Source organism: Acidithiobacillus sp. TH-A67 (genome assembly GCF_057473545.1).
In genome coordinates, this window is record NZ_JBYCKU010000011.1 from 12,842 (window position 1) to 27,900 (window position 15,059).

18 protein-coding genes are annotated in these 15,059 nt (G+C 61.2%); 7 read left to right on the plus strand and 11 right to left on the minus strand.

Translation table 11 applies throughout. From position 1 onward, the window contains the following. Nucleotides 1-57: 57 nt before the first annotated feature. The 4 genes from mfd (at nucleotide 58) to gorA (ending at nucleotide 6,868) form a co-directional block, all read left to right on the plus strand. Complete coding sequence (mfd, locus tag AC2VNM_RS01360) at nucleotides 58-3,510, plus strand: transcription-repair coupling factor (RefSeq protein ID WP_483165576.1); 3,453 nt, start codon at nucleotides 58-60, stop codon at nucleotides 3,508-3,510. Nucleotides 3,511-3,514: 4 nt separating this feature from the next. Next, entirely contained in the window at nucleotides 3,515-4,627 is a 1,113-nt protein-coding gene (serB, locus tag AC2VNM_RS01365; RefSeq protein WP_483165560.1) for a phosphoserine phosphatase SerB, read from the plus strand. Between the two features lie 85 nt (nucleotides 4,628-4,712). Next, complete coding sequence (locus AC2VNM_RS01370) at nucleotides 4,713-5,456, plus strand: glutathione peroxidase (protein ID WP_483165559.1); 744 nt, start codon at nucleotides 4,713-4,715, stop codon at nucleotides 5,454-5,456. A gap of 53 nt (nucleotides 5,457-5,509) precedes the next feature. After that, nucleotides 5,510-6,868, plus strand: coding sequence for a glutathione-disulfide reductase (gene gorA, locus AC2VNM_RS01375; RefSeq protein ID WP_483165558.1), 1,359 nt, complete (start codon nucleotides 5,510-5,512; stop codon nucleotides 6,866-6,868). Between the two features lies 1 nt (nucleotide 6,869). Here the strand turns inward: gorA and AC2VNM_RS01380 are convergent, their stop codons facing one another. From AC2VNM_RS01380 to radC, 7 genes are all read right to left on the minus strand, one after another. After that, complete coding sequence (locus tag AC2VNM_RS01380; RefSeq protein ID WP_483165557.1) at nucleotides 6,870-7,715, minus strand: S-methyl-5'-thioinosine phosphorylase; 846 nt, start codon at nucleotides 7,713-7,715, stop codon at nucleotides 6,870-6,872. Beyond that, the gene (locus AC2VNM_RS01385; protein ID WP_483165556.1) at nucleotides 7,712-8,260 is read right to left on the minus strand and encodes a hypoxanthine-guanine phosphoribosyltransferase; all 549 of its coding nucleotides are present in this window, start codon (nucleotides 8,258-8,260) and stop codon (nucleotides 7,712-7,714) included. Before AC2VNM_RS01385 ends, AC2VNM_RS01380 begins: the two co-directional genes overlap by 4 nt. A 9-nt stretch (nucleotides 8,261-8,269) precedes the next feature. After that, nucleotides 8,270-8,647 (minus strand): DsrE family protein, encoded by a 378-nt coding sequence (locus AC2VNM_RS01390; RefSeq protein WP_215873357.1) that lies wholly within the window; start codon nucleotides 8,645-8,647, stop codon nucleotides 8,270-8,272. 96 nt (nucleotides 8,648-8,743) lie between these two features. Then, nucleotides 8,744-9,109, minus strand: a complete 366-nt coding sequence (locus tag AC2VNM_RS01395; protein WP_483165555.1) for a YtxH domain-containing protein — start codon at nucleotides 9,107-9,109, stop codon at nucleotides 8,744-8,746. A gap of 33 nt (nucleotides 9,110-9,142) precedes the next feature. Next, complete coding sequence (locus AC2VNM_RS01400) at nucleotides 9,143-9,499, minus strand: hypothetical protein (protein WP_483165554.1); 357 nt, start codon at nucleotides 9,497-9,499, stop codon at nucleotides 9,143-9,145. Between the two features lie 42 nt (nucleotides 9,500-9,541). Continuing rightward, nucleotides 9,542-9,925, minus strand: a complete 384-nt coding sequence (locus tag AC2VNM_RS01405) for a diacylglycerol kinase (protein ID WP_483165553.1) — start codon at nucleotides 9,923-9,925, stop codon at nucleotides 9,542-9,544. Then, the gene (radC, locus tag AC2VNM_RS01410; RefSeq protein ID WP_483165552.1) at nucleotides 9,922-10,596 is read right to left on the minus strand and encodes a RadC family protein; all 675 of its coding nucleotides are present in this window, start codon (nucleotides 10,594-10,596) and stop codon (nucleotides 9,922-9,924) included. Before radC ends, AC2VNM_RS01405 begins: the two co-directional genes overlap by 4 nt. Nucleotides 10,597-10,653: 57 nt before the next feature. Here radC and coaBC point away from each other — a divergent pair, with 57 nt between their 5' ends. Genes coaBC through AC2VNM_RS01425 form a run of 3 tightly spaced genes read left to right on the plus strand, consistent with a single transcriptional unit; the run spans nucleotide 10,654 to nucleotide 12,897 of the window. After that, nucleotides 10,654-11,859 (plus strand): bifunctional phosphopantothenoylcysteine decarboxylase/phosphopantothenate--cysteine ligase CoaBC, encoded by a 1,206-nt coding sequence (coaBC, locus tag AC2VNM_RS01415; protein ID WP_483165551.1) that lies wholly within the window; start codon nucleotides 10,654-10,656, stop codon nucleotides 11,857-11,859. Beyond that, nucleotides 11,860-12,312 (plus strand): dUTP diphosphatase, encoded by a 453-nt coding sequence (dut, locus tag AC2VNM_RS01420; protein WP_483165550.1) that lies wholly within the window; start codon nucleotides 11,860-11,862, stop codon nucleotides 12,310-12,312. A 24-nt stretch (nucleotides 12,313-12,336) separates the two neighbouring features. Then, nucleotides 12,337-12,897, plus strand: a complete 561-nt coding sequence (locus tag AC2VNM_RS01425) for a YqhA family protein (RefSeq protein WP_483165549.1) — start codon at nucleotides 12,337-12,339, stop codon at nucleotides 12,895-12,897. A gap of 17 nt (nucleotides 12,898-12,914) precedes the next feature. On the opposite strand, the gene dcd is transcribed toward AC2VNM_RS01425, so the two are convergent. From dcd to AC2VNM_RS01445, 4 genes are all read right to left on the minus strand, one after another. Continuing rightward, nucleotides 12,915-13,481 carry a dCTP deaminase gene (dcd, locus tag AC2VNM_RS01430; protein WP_483165548.1) on the minus strand — a complete coding sequence of 189 codons (567 nt, stop codon included), beginning with the start codon at nucleotides 13,479-13,481 and terminating at the stop codon, nucleotides 12,915-12,917. A gap of 11 nt (nucleotides 13,482-13,492) precedes the next feature. Further along, nucleotides 13,493-14,569 carry an iron-sulfur cluster carrier protein ApbC gene (gene apbC, locus AC2VNM_RS01435; protein WP_483165547.1) on the minus strand — a complete coding sequence of 359 codons (1,077 nt, stop codon included), beginning with the start codon at nucleotides 14,567-14,569 and terminating at the stop codon, nucleotides 13,493-13,495. A gap of 28 nt (nucleotides 14,570-14,597) precedes the next feature. After that, the gene (locus AC2VNM_RS01440) at nucleotides 14,598-14,903 is read right to left on the minus strand and encodes an antibiotic biosynthesis monooxygenase family protein (RefSeq protein WP_215873367.1); all 306 of its coding nucleotides are present in this window, start codon (nucleotides 14,901-14,903) and stop codon (nucleotides 14,598-14,600) included. Nucleotides 14,904-14,933: 30 nt separating this feature from the next. After that, nucleotides 14,934-15,059 (minus strand): dihydrodipicolinate reductase C-terminal domain-containing protein (locus AC2VNM_RS01445; RefSeq protein ID WP_486912738.1); only part of this gene is annotated, 126 nt, incomplete at its 5' end.

Here is a 15,059-nt window from a genome sequence, read left to right on the forward strand (position 1 = left end):
TTTTCTTTGCCTGCATAGACTGTCGCCTTGGCTTTTTGAGGATGTGCCGTCTTGCTGATGGATTGGCTCGGGTCACTGGTCCCCCAACCCGGAAAAACCGCTACCCTGCCGCCGACGCCGGGGGCCGCTCAGGCCCTGTTGGCGGCGGCCCTACAACGCCGCTTGCAGCGCCCGATCCTGTTGATCGTCAACGCCAGCCGCACGATAGAAGAATGGCAACGGGAATGGCAATTTTTCGCGCCGGAATTACCTGCACCGCTGGTTTTTCCCGATCGGGAAGTGCTTCCTTACGATCGCTTGAATCCTCCGGCCGAGATCAGCACCGCGCGGCTGGCCACTCTCGCGGCGCTGCCGCACTGGCGGGGACTGATCATCGCTCCGGCAAGCGCGGTGCTGCAGTTTCTACCGCCGCCGAGCCATCTCGACCGTCATGCGCTGTGGCTCCACCTGGGGGCGCGCTTGCCCCTCGAATCCTTCCGCCAGCGTGCCATCGATGCCGGCTATCAGAGCGTGAGCGAGGTGTCGGAAGCAGGGGAAATCGCCTGGCGCGGTGGCATCATCGACATTTTCCCGAGCGGCAGCCCCCTTCCCTATCGGATCGAGCTTTTCGGTGACGAGATCGACAGCATTCGTGCCTTCGACGTAGAAACCCAGCGGAGTCTCGGCAAAGTGGAAAAGGTAGAGTTGCTGCCGGCACGCGAAGTTCCGACTGCCAGCGAGGACCTGCAACGCTTTCGTGCACAGTTTCGCGCCCGCTTCAGCGGCGACCCGCAACAGGCGGAGGTCTACCGTGCCGCCAGTCGCAACAGTATACCGGCGGGTGCCGAGCAATACCTACCCCTGTTTTTTGAAGCTTGCGGCGACATCAGTAATTATCTGCCGAAGGACAGCATCGTGCTGGAGGAGTCCGGGCTTGCGGCCGCCGTTCAGCAATTGCGCCAGGAATGGCAAGAACGCTATGCCGAGCGCAGCAGCGATCGTGCCCATCCCATCCTGCGGCCTGACGAACTGTTGCTGAGCGAGGACTCTTGGCAGCAACGATTAGCGGCCTACCCCATTTTGCGGCTCAGCGAACAGATGCAGGGCGAGGCGCAAGGCTTTTTGCCTCCCCCTTCCCTGCAGGGCAACAGTGAAAATCCTCTGCTCGGTCTCGAGCGCTTTCTGCAAGAGCTTCCCGGCGGTGCTCGGGTAGTGCTGGCGGCGGAATCCGCTGGACGCGCCGAAGCGGTGGGCGAGCACCTACAGCGGCTGGGCGTCACGGTGCAACGGGTCCGCAACTGGTCCGAATTTTCCGCTGGGCCCGCCCCCCTTGCCCTCGCGGTGGCGCCGCTGGAGCGAGGACTGTTGCATCAGCAGCGGGGACGTATCGATCTGGCGTTGATCTCGGAAGCGCAGATCTTTGGCGATCGGGTGTTTGCCCAGCGCCGTGGCGGCCGCGCACGCCAGCGGAGCATGGAAAATCTGCTGCGCGACCTGGGAGAACTGCAGCCCGGCGACGTGGTGGTCCATGAGGATTACGGCATCGGGCGCTTTCTGGCGCTGGACACCCCCTTTGCCGGGCAAGGGGATGTCAACGAGTACATGAGCATTGCCTATGCCGGCGATGCCAAGGTCTATGTACCGGTGGAACAACTCGACCGCGTCAGCCGCTTTGTCGGCAACAGCGAGGAAATCGAGCTGTCGCGTCTGGGGAATACGCGCTGGAGCAAGGCCAAGGCCAAGGCGCGGCAGAAGGCGATCGATGCCGCCAGCGAGCTGCTCGACACCTACGCGCGCCGCGCCGCGCGTCCAGGAAGGAGCTTCCCGGCACCGGGTGACGCCTATTGGGACTTTGTTTCCCGCTTTCCCTTTGAGGAAACACCGGACCAGCAGGCCGCCATCGATGCTGTTCTCGACGATTTGCAACGGCCGCACCCCATGGACCGCTTGGTCTGCGGTGACGTCGGTTTTGGCAAGACCGAGGTGGCCCTGCGTGCCACCTTCCTGGTCGCCCACAGCGGCGCCCAGGTGGCCATTCTCGTACCTACCACCCTCCTCGCCCAGCAACATTTCGAGAACTTTCGCGATCGCTTTGCCGGGCTACCCATCCGCGTCGCCATGCTCTCCCGTTTTCAGAAGGGCAAGGAACGCAGCGCGATCCTTGCGGATACCGCAGCCGGCAACATTCAGATCCTCATTGGCACCCATCGTCTGCTCCAGAGCGATGTGCAATTTGCCGACCTGGGACTCCTGATTCTCGATGAGGAGCATCGCTTTGGCGTGCGCCATAAGGAAAAGATCAAGGCCCTGCGCAGTGAGGTGGATGTACTTACCCTGACGGCAACACCCATCCCCCGCACGCTGAATCTTTCCTTGGCGGGACTGCGCGACCTGTCGCTGATTGCCACGCCGCCGCAGCGCCGGCAACCGGTACGCACCTTTGTGCAGGAATTTGCCGAAGACACCATTCGCGAGGCCTGCCAACGCGAACTGCATCGGGGTGGGCAGATCTACTATCTGCACAACGAAGTACAGGATATCGAGCGCAGCGGTAAATTGCTACAACGCCTGCTGCCGGAGGCGCGCATCCGCATTGCCCACGGGCAAATGCCGGAGGCCGAACTGGAGGCGGTGATGCTAGATTTTTATCATCAACGCTTCGACCTGTTACTCTGTACCACGATCATCGAATCAGGCATCGACAACCCGCGTGCCAACACCATGCTCATCGACCGTGCCGACCGCTTCGGCCTAGCGCAGCTGCATCAGCTGCGGGGGCGCGTCGGGCGTGGACATCAGCGGGCCTACTGCTATCTCTTCACCCCCGATCCGCGCGCCATGACTGACGACGCCAAACGTCGCCTCGACGCCATCCAGTCTCTGGAAGAGCTTGGCGTAGGGTTTGCCCTGGCCAGTCATGATCTGGAGATTCGTGGTGCCGGCGAGCTCCTGGGCGATGCCCAGAGCGGACACATGGATGAAGTGGGCTTTACCCTGTTCATGGAATGGCTGAACGACGCCGTCGCTGCCATCCGCGCCGGCAAGGATCCGCAAAGTCTGGCGGAAAAACAGGCGGAGGGGCCACAGATCCATCTCAACACCCCGGCGCTCATCCCTTCCGATTACCTGCCCGACGTGCAACTGCGTCTGCAGCTCTATAAACGCCTGGCCAACCTGCGCAAGAGCGAAGGGATCGGTGAGATCATGGTAGAGATGGTGGATCGCTTTGGCGCCCTGCCGGATGCCGTCAAGACCCTGCTCTGCCAGACGCAACTGCGGATTCTGGCCGAGAGCCTGGGCATTACCGCCATCGACGCGGGACCGCAGGGCGCACGCTTGACCCTGAGCGCACAGCATCGCTTGCCGGTGGACCGCCTGTTACAGAAGATCCAGAAGGAATCGCAGACTTTCCAGCTCGAGGGTCAGGACCGCCTGCGCATCCGCCGTACCCTGCCCGACGGCCAGGCGCGATGCGAAGCCCTTCTTATGCTCATCGACGAACTCAATGGCCCTGACTCAAGCAAGGAGTAAAAGCATGCCTGCCACCCGCCTCGCCATTTTGAGTCCCGCCCAACAGGGACGTATGGCCTTGCCCGCCAGTATGAGCCAGATCGTTGCCGGAGAAATCGAGCAACGGGAAATTGCCGGGAGCTGGCTGCAGAGCTGGCGCCTGCCCGCCGACTTTGCCGAGCTGCAACCCTTCCTGGAGGAGCTGGCACGCCAGGGGCTGGCGCAGGAGCGGGAGATCCTCTGGGGCCCCGCAACAGACGCAGAAGAGCCTCTACGCCTGGTTTTGCGCGGGGCCCTGAGTCCGACGATGTTGCGCCGGGCACTGACCAGTCTGCAACTACGTGCCTTTCTGCCGGGCCGGGTGCTACTCGCCCAGGGCAATGAGCTGGTGATCGAGATCTGGGGCGATGCCGCCGCCCTGCCCCTTGCCAACCACCAGCTGGTCGAGGCACTGATGGAGTTTCCCGTCGACGTCGCCCTCACACCCAACTGGGAAAACGGCCAGTTTCGCCTGTTGATCAGCGACATGGACTCCACCCTGATCGCCATCGAATGCATCGACGAGCTCGGTGCGCATCTCGGCCTGAAAAGCAAGATCGCGGCGATCACTGAACGTTCCATGGCCGGCGAGTTGGATTTTCGCAGTTCCCTGCGCGAGCGCGTGCGCCTGCTTGCCGGTACCCCGGTCAGCGCCATCGATGCCGTGATTCGTGAGCGTCTACAATTCAGCCCGGGGGCCCGCGACTTGGTCACCGCCGCCAAGCGTGCGGGGATGGAAACCGCCGTCGTCTCTGGCGGCTTCACCCAGTTCACCCGGCATGTCCAGGAAGAACTCGATCTTGATTACGCCTTTGCCAATCAGCTCGACATTCGCGATGGCAAGCTCACCGGCGAGGTCATCGGCGATATCGTCGATGCCGAGGCCAAGGCCGATATCCTGGACCTCCTCGCTATTGCCGCGGGCACCGATGCCAGCCAATGCGTCGCCATTGGCGACGGGGCCAATGATCTACCCATGCTGCGCAAGGCCGGAGTGGGCATTGCCTATCGTGCCAAGCCCGCCGTCCGCGCCCAAGCGGATTATCAGATTCGCCAAGGAGGGCTGGAGTTTGTCAGCAGTATTCTCGGTCTCGCCTGAGAGAGTGAGCGGCGTTTGCAAATATTTTAGACATTGTCTAGCCTAAGGCTTCATCAATTTCGATGAACCCATCGAGGCTCGATCCATGAAACTCAGCAATATGGAAGGAAAGGCAGTACCCCAGGTCACTTTTCGCACCCGGGAAAACAATCAATGGAAGGATGTCAGCACGAAGGAACTCTTCGCCGGCAAGACAGTAGTGGTCTTTGCTTTGCCTGGCGCCTTCACACCCACCTGTTCTTCGAGCCACTTGCCCCGCTATAACGAGCTGGCGCCGGTCTTGCGCGAAAACGGCGTCGATAGCATTCTTTGCATCTCGGTGAATGACGCCTTTGTCATGGAGGCCTGGGGCAAGGAACTCGCCGTCGAGAATGTGCGCCTGATTCCCGATGGCAACGCCGAGTTCACCGCCGGCATGGGTATGCTGGTGGACAAGGCCGACCTGGGGTTTGGACGGCGCTCCTGGCGCTACTCCATGTTGGTGAAGGATGGCATTGTCGAGAAGATGTTCATCGAGCCTGACAAGCCCGGTGATCCCTTCGAGGTTTCGGATGCCGACACCATGCTCCGCTACATCAACCCTAACGCCCAGGATCCGGCCTTCATCACGCTCTTCACCCGTGCAGGCTGCCCGCACTGCGCCCGCGCCAAAGCGATGCTGCAGGAACGCAACCTTCCCTTCGAGGAGGTACATACCGGTATGGGTACGGGAATCAGCTCGCGGACGGTGCGTGCAGTTTCTGGACGCTCGACGGTGCCACAGGTCTTCATTGGCGGCAAACACATCGGTGGTGCCGACGATCTGGCCAAGCATCTCGCCGCCCACTAACCGTAACCCGATCTGGAACACGGCGTCTCTATGACGTCGTAAGGAGCTTACCCATGAGCGCGACAACAGACTTCGATTTTATCGTCATCGGCGGCGGTAGCGGCGGTATTGCCAGCGCCAACCGCGCCGCTTCCTATGGTGCCCGCGTCGCCTTGGTGGCAGAGGGCCCTTTGGGGGGCACTTGTGTCAATGTCGGTTGTGTCCCCAAAAAGCTCTTCTGGAACGCTGCCCACCTGGCAGCTAGCCACGAGCTGGCACAGGGCTATGGCTTTTCGGCAACGCCCTGGGACTTCAACTGGGGTAGTTTCAAAAGCCATCGCGATGCCTACATCCAGCGACTCAACAGGCGCTATGCCGAGGGTCTAGAGAACAACCGCGTGACGCTTTTTCGCGGTCATGGTCGCTTGCGCGGCAAGAATCAGGTCAGCGTCGATGACGAGACCCTGCTCAGCGCAGCGAAGATCCTCCTGGCAACGGGCGGAACACCGATCTGGCCAGAGATCCCCGGAGCCGAGCTTGGCATGGATTCCGACGGATTCTTCGCCCTTGGCGAGCAGCCGCAGCGGGTAGCCGTGGTGGGTGCCGGCTATATCGCCGTTGAACTAGCTGGCGTCTTGCGCGCCTTGGGCAGCGATGTCTCGCTGGTGATGCGGCGCAATCACTTCCTCCATAGTTTTGAGCCCATGCTGCGGGAACACCTGATGGAGGCCATGCAGGCGCAAGGCATCAACCTCCTCGCCCAACGTCAGGTGCGGCAGCTTCGGCGCGACGCGAATGGCCTGTGTCTCGACTTTGCGCAAGGAGACTGCCTCGGGGGCCTCGATGCGGTACTCTGGGCCATTGGCCGCCGCCCGCAGACCAGCGATCTCGGTCTGGTGGCGGCAGGCCTGGCTACCGATGGCGATGGTTTTCTTGCCGTCGACAAGTTCCAGAACACCACTGTGGATGGCATCTACGCAGTAGGCGATATCACGCGCGCGCCAGCCCTAACCCCCGTCGCCATTGCCGCCGGACGCCGTCTAGCCGATCGACTGTTCGGCGGGCAGAGCGAGCGACACCTCGACAGCAGCCTGACGCCCACGGTGATCTTCAGTCATCCGCCCATCGCCACGGTGGGGGTGAGCGAGATTGAGGCTCGGGAGCGCTATGGCGATGAGCAGGTGAAATGCTACCAGAGCCGCTTCGTACCGTTGCTACGCGCTTTTCAGAGCGAACCGGAACGGACCGCGATGAAGCTGGTGACCGTGGGACACGAGGAGCGCATTGTCGGACTGCATGCCATAGGCGACGGGGTGGAGGAGATGCTGCAGGGCTTCGCCGTAGCCATTCGTATGGGCGCTCGCAAACGGGACTTCGACGACACTATCGCCATCCACCCCACGAGCAGCGAAGAGTTCGTGACTCTGCGCTGAATCAGACTGAGGGCGTTGCCTTTTTTCGCGCAAGCGGCGCCTTGTGCAGCGCCTTGAGGGCCTCCGGACCTATCGCCATGCCACAATCACAGGGCGGGCAGTCGGCCAGCAACGGGACCGCCGCGGCGAGTACCGCACGCACCCGTGCCATACCCTCATGCATCACGGCGTCGATACCTTCCATGGTAATCGGTTCCGCCGACTTGCCCGCGGCGGGATTCACCACCAATGACAAGGGCGCATAACAAAGACCGATCTCCCGTGCCAGAACGGCTTCTGGACAGCCGGTCATGCCCACCACATCGCCGCCGTCCCGCTCGATCCGGCGGATTTCTGCGGCAGTTTCCAAACGCGGTCCCTGGGTCGCAGCGTAGGTGCCTCCCGGATGCACCGAGATTCCGGCTTTTTCGGCCCCTTGCTGAAGCCGTTGCCGCACATTGGCACAATAGGGTTCAGAAAAGTCGATGTGAATCACCTGTTGCGCCTCTCCCCCTTCGAAGAAGGTGCTGGGGCGACCATGGGTGTAATCGATGAGCTGATCCGGCACCAGCAGGACACCGGACTGCATCGCGGCAGTGATTCCACCAACGGCGGTCACCGCGATCAGATGGCTCACCCCCACATGATGCAAGGCCCAGATGTTGGCGCGATAGTTGACTCGATGGGGCGGGATGGTGTGACCATAGCCATGGCGGGCCAGAAAAACGACCTCCTGACCATTGAGAACACCAAAGGTCAGAGGACCCGAGGCCTCGCCAAAGGGCGTGCGAATGATGCGACGGTGGCGAATTTCCAGGTTTTTGAGCTTGGTCAGGCCGCTACCGCCGAGGATTCCGACACTGCTCATAATTCCTCCGCCAGCACAAAAATACCAGGGGCGTTACGGCCGAGCCCCCGGGCATCGAGCCCGAAACCAAAGATGAAACGATCCGGCACCTCCAAGCCCACATAATCGACGGGCACGGCACAGGGACGCTCGCGCTCCTTGCGTACCATCACCGCCGTGCGCACCGCTGCTGCCCCCTGGGCACGACAATAGTCCTGCAGGGCCAGCAGGGTGACACCCTCGTCGAGGATATCATCGACGATGAGCACGGTGGCATCCAGCAGGTTCTCCCGTGGCGTCAGACGCCACAGCAGATCGCCGCCACGAGTCTTGTCACCGTAGCGACTGACCTGTACGCAATCCAGATGCAGCGGAAAATGCAGCAGGGGCAGCAACTGCCCGACGACGACAATGGCGCCGGACAGGACTGTCAGCACAATGACCGGACGGTGCGGTACCAACGGCTCCAGGTCGGCATTAATGGCAACGGCCATCCGTTGGATGGCCGCGTGCACCGCCTCCGCACTGAACAACTGTTCAGCCGGCCCCAAATGGGTAGGCGTCATGCTGTGGACTTAGTAGGTGAAGGTGACGACATCGTCGTCCATGGCCTGTTCGATGACATAGGCGCCACCGACCACGTCCGACACTTCGGGAATGAGGTCTTCCTTGGTGCAATCCCACAGTTCGAGGGTGGGGGTACAGACGAAGAACTTCACGCCCGCTTCGTGGGCATCCTTGATGAAATCGTGAACGCTCTTGGGGCTGCCCGGCATGACGTGCATCTTTTCCGCCACGCCCTTCTTGGCCAGCTCGCCAGCGCGAGCGGTAAGCACCACCTCCACCTCAAAATCCATTGCCGCAGCAACCGTGGCTTGGAAGAAAGGCGCACCCAGTTCCTGGGGATTGGAAGGATCGGTGTTGACCATGACCATCAACAATTTATCAGCCATTTTATTACTCCTCGACAGAAAACTGGCATTATCTTAGCGGCGCCAGACGCCCCTTGCACCATGATTTGATTGATTACCGCATAAAAAACTGCGCGGTCAATCCTCTGAGTCCTCGTTGTCCGCCTCGATCTGCCGCTCGCGGCGGGAGCGCAGCAGGATCTCGCGCTCTTCGGCCAATGCCCGCTTCGCCACCTGAATGGCTTCCAGCAGGTCTTGGCGTTTGGCATCCACCAATTCACCGCCAGAGGCCATCAATTGTTGGGTCTTTTCCTGGATTTCGTCGAGGAGCCGGGAAATGCGCTCCTCCGTGACCGTCTCCAGTTCGCGCAGCTGCTCCCTGCCGCGTTGCATTCTGCGCCGGAGATCGTCGCGGGTCTCGACACCGCTGGCTGGGGCAAGCAAGACGCCAGCGGCGGCACCAACGAGTAAGCCCATCATGAATCCTGCTGCTGAATTTCTCATGCAAACCTCCAGTGAGTTACGAAACAGAAAGCCTCAATGACGACGGCGAGCAAAGTAACGCCAACCAGTACGCACGGCCTTGACCCAGAGTCCAAGTTCTTGGACCGGGAGCGTCAGGGTATCAACGGTATCCCGCAGTTCCCGATCGATATACCGTAATGTCGCCTCGGCATGCTGGAGCTGCTTGCCGCCACCGCGGATGATCTTTTGTAATTCGCCGATTGCAACTTTCAGGTCAAACAACAGCGGCCCAACTTCTTGCTCTGCCCGGGCCAGAACCCGTTCCAGCCGCAGAAAGGTACGAATCACCACGCCAGCTACCGCGGCCAATATGACGAGTGAAAAAATGGACACTACCGCGATGATCGTGAGGGAGGCGTTGATACCCATAGCGTGCGTTACCCAAAAATTCCCTTGATCACTATAGACGGATCAGAAAGGCGGTGCAAAACCCGCCCCTCCCTGAAAGAAGGCCAACAGCAAACATGCAGCCATCAGGATAGCGGCAACACTGAGCACGAATACTGCGGCTGCGCCGAGATCCTTGGCACGGCCGATGAACGGGTCCAGCTCCGGTTCGACACGGTCGGCCAGGGTTTCGATGGCGGTATTGAGCAGCTCGGCGGCCAGGATCGCCGCCATCAGCAAGATGAACAAGGCCCACCACAGGAGCGGCGCACCCGTGCAAAGCAGGAGAGCAATTCCCAAAACTGCAGCACCCAGCTCGGTCCGAAAGCTCGCCTCCCCACGCACGGCGCTTGCCAGACCGGCCAGCGCGTAGCGTCCGCGGCGCCAGAGAGGGGCGTTCTTTCTCACCAACCGCCCGCTTCGCGCAGGGAGACCGGCTCGCCATCACCGACGATGAAGTGATCGAGCAAACGCAGGTCCAAAAGTCGCAGGGCATCCTCCAGCCGGCGGGTGAGCTGCCGGTCCGCCGTACTCGGCTCGGCAACCCCCGAAGGATGATTGTGCGCCACGATCAGCGCTGCCGCGTTGAGTTCAAGGGCGCGCTTGGCCACCTCGCGGATGTGCACACTGGCGCTATCGATGGTGCCCTGAAACATCTCCTCAAAGCGCAAGACACGATGACGCTGATCGAGAAAAAGCACCGCAAAGACCTCGCGTGCCCGATCGCGCAGGCTGGCACGCAGGTATTCCGCTACCCGGCGTGGCGACTCCAGGGCTTCGCCCCGTTGCCAGCTTTCTGCCAGATGGCGCCGCGCCATCTCCAGCACCGCCTGCAACTGCGCGAATTTGGCGGTACCGAGCCCATGCTCAGCACAGAAGGCCTCCTGCGGAGCTGTCAAGAGTCCTCGCAACCCACCAAAGCGTTGCAAGAGATCACGCGCCAGTTCGACGGCGCTTTTGCCACGCACCCCTACCCGCAAAAAAATCGCCAACAATTCCGCATCGGACAGACTCTCCGCCCCCTTCGCCAACAAACGTTCCCGCGGCCGTTCGTCCGTGGGCCAATCCCGAATAGCCATGCGCTCCCTCTTTTTCGTATCCTATTCATCGGTATTGTACTGGAAAGCAAGGCCAACATGGACCCACTGGCGGGCAAAAAAATCCTTTTGATGATTGGTGGTAGCGTCTCCGCCTACAAAACGCCGGAACTCGCGCGTCGCTTGCGGGACCGTGGCGTCGAGCTGCGCGTGGCGCTGAGTCGCCACGCCGCCGATTTTGTCGCGCCACTGGCTCTGCAGGCCGTGACCGGGCAACCCGTGCGGCAATCACTCTTCTCCCCCGAGGAAGAAGCCGCGATGGAGCATATTGCGCTGGCGCGTTGGGCCGACGCACTGCTCTATGCCCCAGTTTCCGCCAACGGCCTTGCCGGTCTGGCGCAGGGACTCGCCAGCGACCTGCCGGGCACCATCGTTCTTGCCAGCCGCGCGCCACTATTTCTGGCGCCGGCCATGAATACGGCCATGTGGGAGCATCCGGCCAACCAACGGAACGTGCGCCAGCTACAGGCAGATGGTGCAACCTTTCTGGGGCCCGCCAACGGCGAACTCGCCTGTGGCGAGACCGGCGCGGGTCGCCTGCTGGAGGTGCCGGATATCATCGACGAGCTGTGTCTCGCTCTAGCGAGCAAACCTTGGGCTGGTAGACAGGTCCTCGTCACCGCCGGTCCCACCTGGGAGGCCTGGGATCCGGTGCGGGGACTCAGCAATCGCGCCAGCGGCCGCCAGGGCTATGCCCTGGCCCAGGCCGCCGCCGAACGCGGCGCGCAGGTAACCCTGGTCAGTGGCCCAACGTCCCTACCCTGCCCCAGTGGAGTGCGGCGCATTGCCGTCGAATCGGCACGGGACATGCTGGCGGCCTGTCAGAACATCGTGCAGCTGCAGCGGGTCGATCTCTTTATCGCCAATGCTGCCGTCGCCGATCATCGCCCCGCAAGCACCGTCAATGATAAACAAGGGAAAGGCGAGATCCCGAATCAGCTCGCCTTGCTCCCCAATCCGGATATCGTCCGCAGCCTGCACGAAAGCGCAGCGCGTCCCCGTTATCTCCTTGCCTTTGCCGCGGAAACCCATGGCGATGAGAAGCGCGCCGTGGCGAAGCTGCGCGCCAAGGGAGCCGATTTCGCGGTGCTCAACGATCTACGCAGCGGCGCGATGGGAGGGTCGGAGAATGCTGCGGTGCTCTACTGTTCCGACCGCCGCTGGGAGCTGCCGCGTAGTGACAAGCTCGACCTAGCCCGTGCCTTGTTGCATCATCTCGACTCCTGCCTGCACGGAAAGATCTAGATGGACAAGCTCGCCATTCGCATTCTCGACCCCCGCCTTGGCCGCGACTGGCCCCTTCCCCACTACGCCAGTGACGCTGCAGCGGGTATGGATCTGCGCGCCTGCATCGAGACTCCACTGAGCCTGGCGCCGGGCGAGGCTACCTTGATCTCGGCGGGCTTTGCCATGCATATTGGCGATCCCGCCGTCACCGCCCTGCTGCTGCCGCGTTCCGGGCTGGGGCACAAGGGGCTGGTGCTCGGGAATCTAGTAGGCTTGGTCGATGCCGATTACCAGGGCCCGCTCAAGCTATCCCTGTGGAATCGGGGCGCAGAACCCTTCACCATTGCCGTAGGCGAGCGCGTGGCGCAGATGATTCTGGTGCCGGTGCTGCGCCCCCAAGTACGCGTGGTGGAAGAATTCGTCGCCAGCGAGCGCGGTGAGGGCGGGTTCGGCAGCACCGGAACACATTGACGACCAAAAACTGCGAGGATGGTAATGGGCGATAAAATCGAGGCAGTATTCGAATGGTTGCTGTGGAACAGTCGCTTTGCTGTCTTGCTAGCCGTCGTCGCCAGCTTGCTGGTGGCCTTTGCAGTCTTTTTCGTGACCTCCGTCGATGCCTGGCATTTGGTCAGCCATATCCTCAGCTATGCCAATCCCAATTTAAGCAGTGAGGCGCGCGAGAACTTCCACTTGCAGGTGGTCGCCCATGCGGTCAGTATCGTCGATGGCTATTTGCTGGCCACCATTCTGCTGATCTTTTCCCTAGGTCTCTACGAACTCTTCATCAGCAAGATCGATGTCGCGGGTGCATCCAAGGGCTCCCGGGTGCTCTTCATTCGTAGCCTGGATGACCTCAAGGATCGCCTGGCCAAGGTGATCCTGATGATTCTCATCGTCAGTTTCTTCGAACGCTCTCTGTCCATGCATGTAAGTAACTTCTTGGACCTGCTCTACCTGGCCCTGGGCATCGCCCTGGTCGCTTTGGCTCTCTACCTCACCCATCGCGGCGGACACGCACGCGCCGAGGACGAGCCCAGCAACAGCGAGCACTAGGAGGAGATGGGGATACTTCAGGCGCGCGGCAGGGTAACGCCGTGCTGGCCCTGATACTTGCCCTTGCGGTCGGCGTAGGAGACCTCGCAGACTTCATCCGACTCGAAGAACAGCACCTGTGCCACCCCCTCATTGGCATAGATTTTGGCCGGTAAGGGGGTGGTGTTGGAAAACTCCAGGGTTACGTAACCTTCCCATTCCGGCTCGAAAGGCGTCACATTGACGATGATGCCACAGCGGGCGTAGGTGGATTTGCCCAGGCAGATGGTGAGCACATTGCGCGGGATGCGAAAATATTCCACCGTGCGTGCCAAGGCAAAGGAATTAGGGGGGATGACGCAGGTGTCCCCAGTAAACTCCACAAAGGAATCTTCGCTGAAGTTTTTGGGGTCGACAATGGCACTGCGCACGTTGGTGAAGACCTTGAATTCGCCCGCACAGCGGATGTCGTAGCCATAGGAGGAGAGCCCGTAGGAGATGATCGGCTGCCCCTCGAACTGCCGCACCTGCTGCGCTGCGAAGGGTTCGATCATGCCCTGCTCTTCGGCCATTTGCCGGATCCAGCGGTCGGACTTGATGGCCATGGACGGCTCTCCTAGCGGTTTTCGATGACGATTTTCGGGAATTTATGGCTGTGGTCCACCGCCTGCAAGGCGATGCGGCCGGCCACGTGGCGCGCCAGCTCCCGGTAGATCTTTGCCAACGGCGAATCGGGGGCCCCTACCACCGTCGGTGCCCCGCTATCGGCTTCGTTGCGGATGCTGCGATCGAGCGGTACGGCACCGAGGAATTCCACGCCATACTGCTCTGCCATTGCGGCGCCGCCGCCATGACCAAAGATGTCATCTTCGTTGCCGCACTTCGGGCAGATGTAGAAACTCATGTTCTCGATGACGCCGAGGATGGGCACGCCGACCTTCTCGAACATCTTCAGACCCTTACGTGCATCGAGGAGAGCAATATCCTGCGGCGTGGTGACGATGACCGCACCGGATACCGGCACCTTTTGCGCCAGGGTCAGTTGGGTGTCACCGGTGCCGGGTGGCAGATCGACGACCAGATAATCCAGTTCCCCCCAGCGTGTATCCGACAGCAGCTGCTCCAGGGCCTGCATCACCATAGGGCCACGCCAGACCATGGGGGTCTCCTCGTCGATGAGGAAACCGATGGACATGGCCTTGATGCCATGCCCTTCCATGGGCTCCATTTTTTTGCCGTCTTTACTGGTCGGCTTACCCTCGATGCCAAGCATGCGCGGCTGACTAGGTCCGTAGATATCGGCATCGAGGATCCCTACCTGCGCACCTTCCTGCGCGAGCGCGAGGGCCAGATTGACGGCGGTAGTGGACTTACCGACGCCGCCCTTGCCCGAGGCGACGGCGATGATATTCTTGATGCCGTCCAGCAACTTGACGCCGCGTTGTGCCTGATGGGTGCGGATATTCTGGCCAATCTCGATCTCTGGCCGGATGCCAATAAGCTTGTGCACCGCAGCGACGACCTCGTCGCCCAGCTTACTCGCCACACCTTGCGCAGGGTAGGGCAGTTCGAGACGAACCCTCTGTCCCTCCACACTTTTCAACACACCGGCACTGGCCAGATCCTTGCCGAGATAGGGATCCTGAATGCTCGCCAGCGCCTGCTCGACCTGCTGCTTCTGTAACTCTGCCATGAGTAAAACCCTTCTCCGTCGTCCGGAATCAACCGGCAGAAATGATGACCTCGTGTTGTTCCAGTCCGCCGCCCTCGCCAAAGGCCTCTTTGGGTAATGGATTCTTGTGCGCCGCCTTGAAGTCGTCGCTGCGCAGCCAAGCCTCGAAGGCGGCTTTATCCTGCCAATGGGTGAGCACGATGTACATGCCATCCTCGGCGACCGGACGCAGGATCTCCATACGCACAAATCCTGGCTGTTTTTCTACCTCACCGGCGCGCCGGCGGAAGCGTTCCTCAAACTCCTGATGGAATTCAGGCTTGACCGGCACACGGTTGGCCACTACATATTGCATGGGTACCTCCATAAGATGTTGCAGATATTCCTATTCTACGGCAGGCGTGCTGCGCAGACCAAGAACATCTTGCATATCGTAGAGTCCGGCTGGCCGACCCTGTAGCCACCGCACCGCGCGCAAGGCCCCTTCGGCAAAATTGCGGCGGCTGCTGGC

Bases quoted from the DNA above. Each gene is read 5' to 3' on its own strand.
- mfd (WP_483165576.1), top strand. From the start codon at position 58: ATGGATTGGCTCGGGTCACTGGTCCCCCAACCCGGAAAAACCGCTACC.
- serB (WP_483165560.1), top strand. From the start codon at position 3,515: ATGCCTGCCACCCGCCTCGCCATTTTGAGTCCCGCCCAACAGGGACGT.
- AC2VNM_RS01370 (WP_483165559.1), top strand. From the start codon at position 4,713: ATGAAACTCAGCAATATGGAAGGAAAGGCAGTACCCCAGGTCACTTTT.
- gorA (WP_483165558.1), top strand. From the start codon at position 5,510: ATGAGCGCGACAACAGACTTCGATTTTATCGTCATCGGCGGCGGTAGC.
- AC2VNM_RS01380 (WP_483165557.1), bottom strand. From the start codon at position 7,715: ATGAGCAGTGTCGGAATCCTCGGCGGTAGCGGCCTGACCAAGCTCAAA.
- AC2VNM_RS01385 (WP_483165556.1), bottom strand. From the start codon at position 8,260: ATGACGCCTACCCATTTGGGGCCGGCTGAACAGTTGTTCAGTGCGGAG.
- AC2VNM_RS01390 (WP_215873357.1), bottom strand. From the start codon at position 8,647: ATGGCTGATAAATTGTTGATGGTCATGGTCAACACCGATCCTTCCAAT.
- AC2VNM_RS01395 (WP_483165555.1), bottom strand. From the start codon at position 9,109: ATGAGAAATTCAGCAGCAGGATTCATGATGGGCTTACTCGTTGGTGCC.
- AC2VNM_RS01400 (WP_483165554.1), bottom strand. From the start codon at position 9,499: ATGGGTATCAACGCCTCCCTCACGATCATCGCGGTAGTGTCCATTTTT.
- radC (WP_483165552.1), bottom strand. From the start codon at position 10,596: ATGGCTATTCGGGATTGGCCCACGGACGAACGGCCGCGGGAACGTTTG.
- coaBC (WP_483165551.1), top strand. From the start codon at position 10,654: ATGGACCCACTGGCGGGCAAAAAAATCCTTTTGATGATTGGTGGTAGC.
- dut (WP_483165550.1), top strand. From the start codon at position 11,860: ATGGACAAGCTCGCCATTCGCATTCTCGACCCCCGCCTTGGCCGCGAC.
- AC2VNM_RS01425 (WP_483165549.1), top strand. From the start codon at position 12,337: ATGGGCGATAAAATCGAGGCAGTATTCGAATGGTTGCTGTGGAACAGT.
- dcd (WP_483165548.1), bottom strand. From the start codon at position 13,481: ATGGCCATCAAGTCCGACCGCTGGATCCGGCAAATGGCCGAAGAGCAG.
- apbC (WP_483165547.1), bottom strand. From the start codon at position 14,569: ATGGCAGAGTTACAGAAGCAGCAGGTCGAGCAGGCGCTGGCGAGCATT.
- AC2VNM_RS01440 (WP_215873367.1), bottom strand. From the start codon at position 14,903: ATGCAATATGTAGTGGCCAACCGTGTGCCGGTCAAGCCTGAATTCCAT.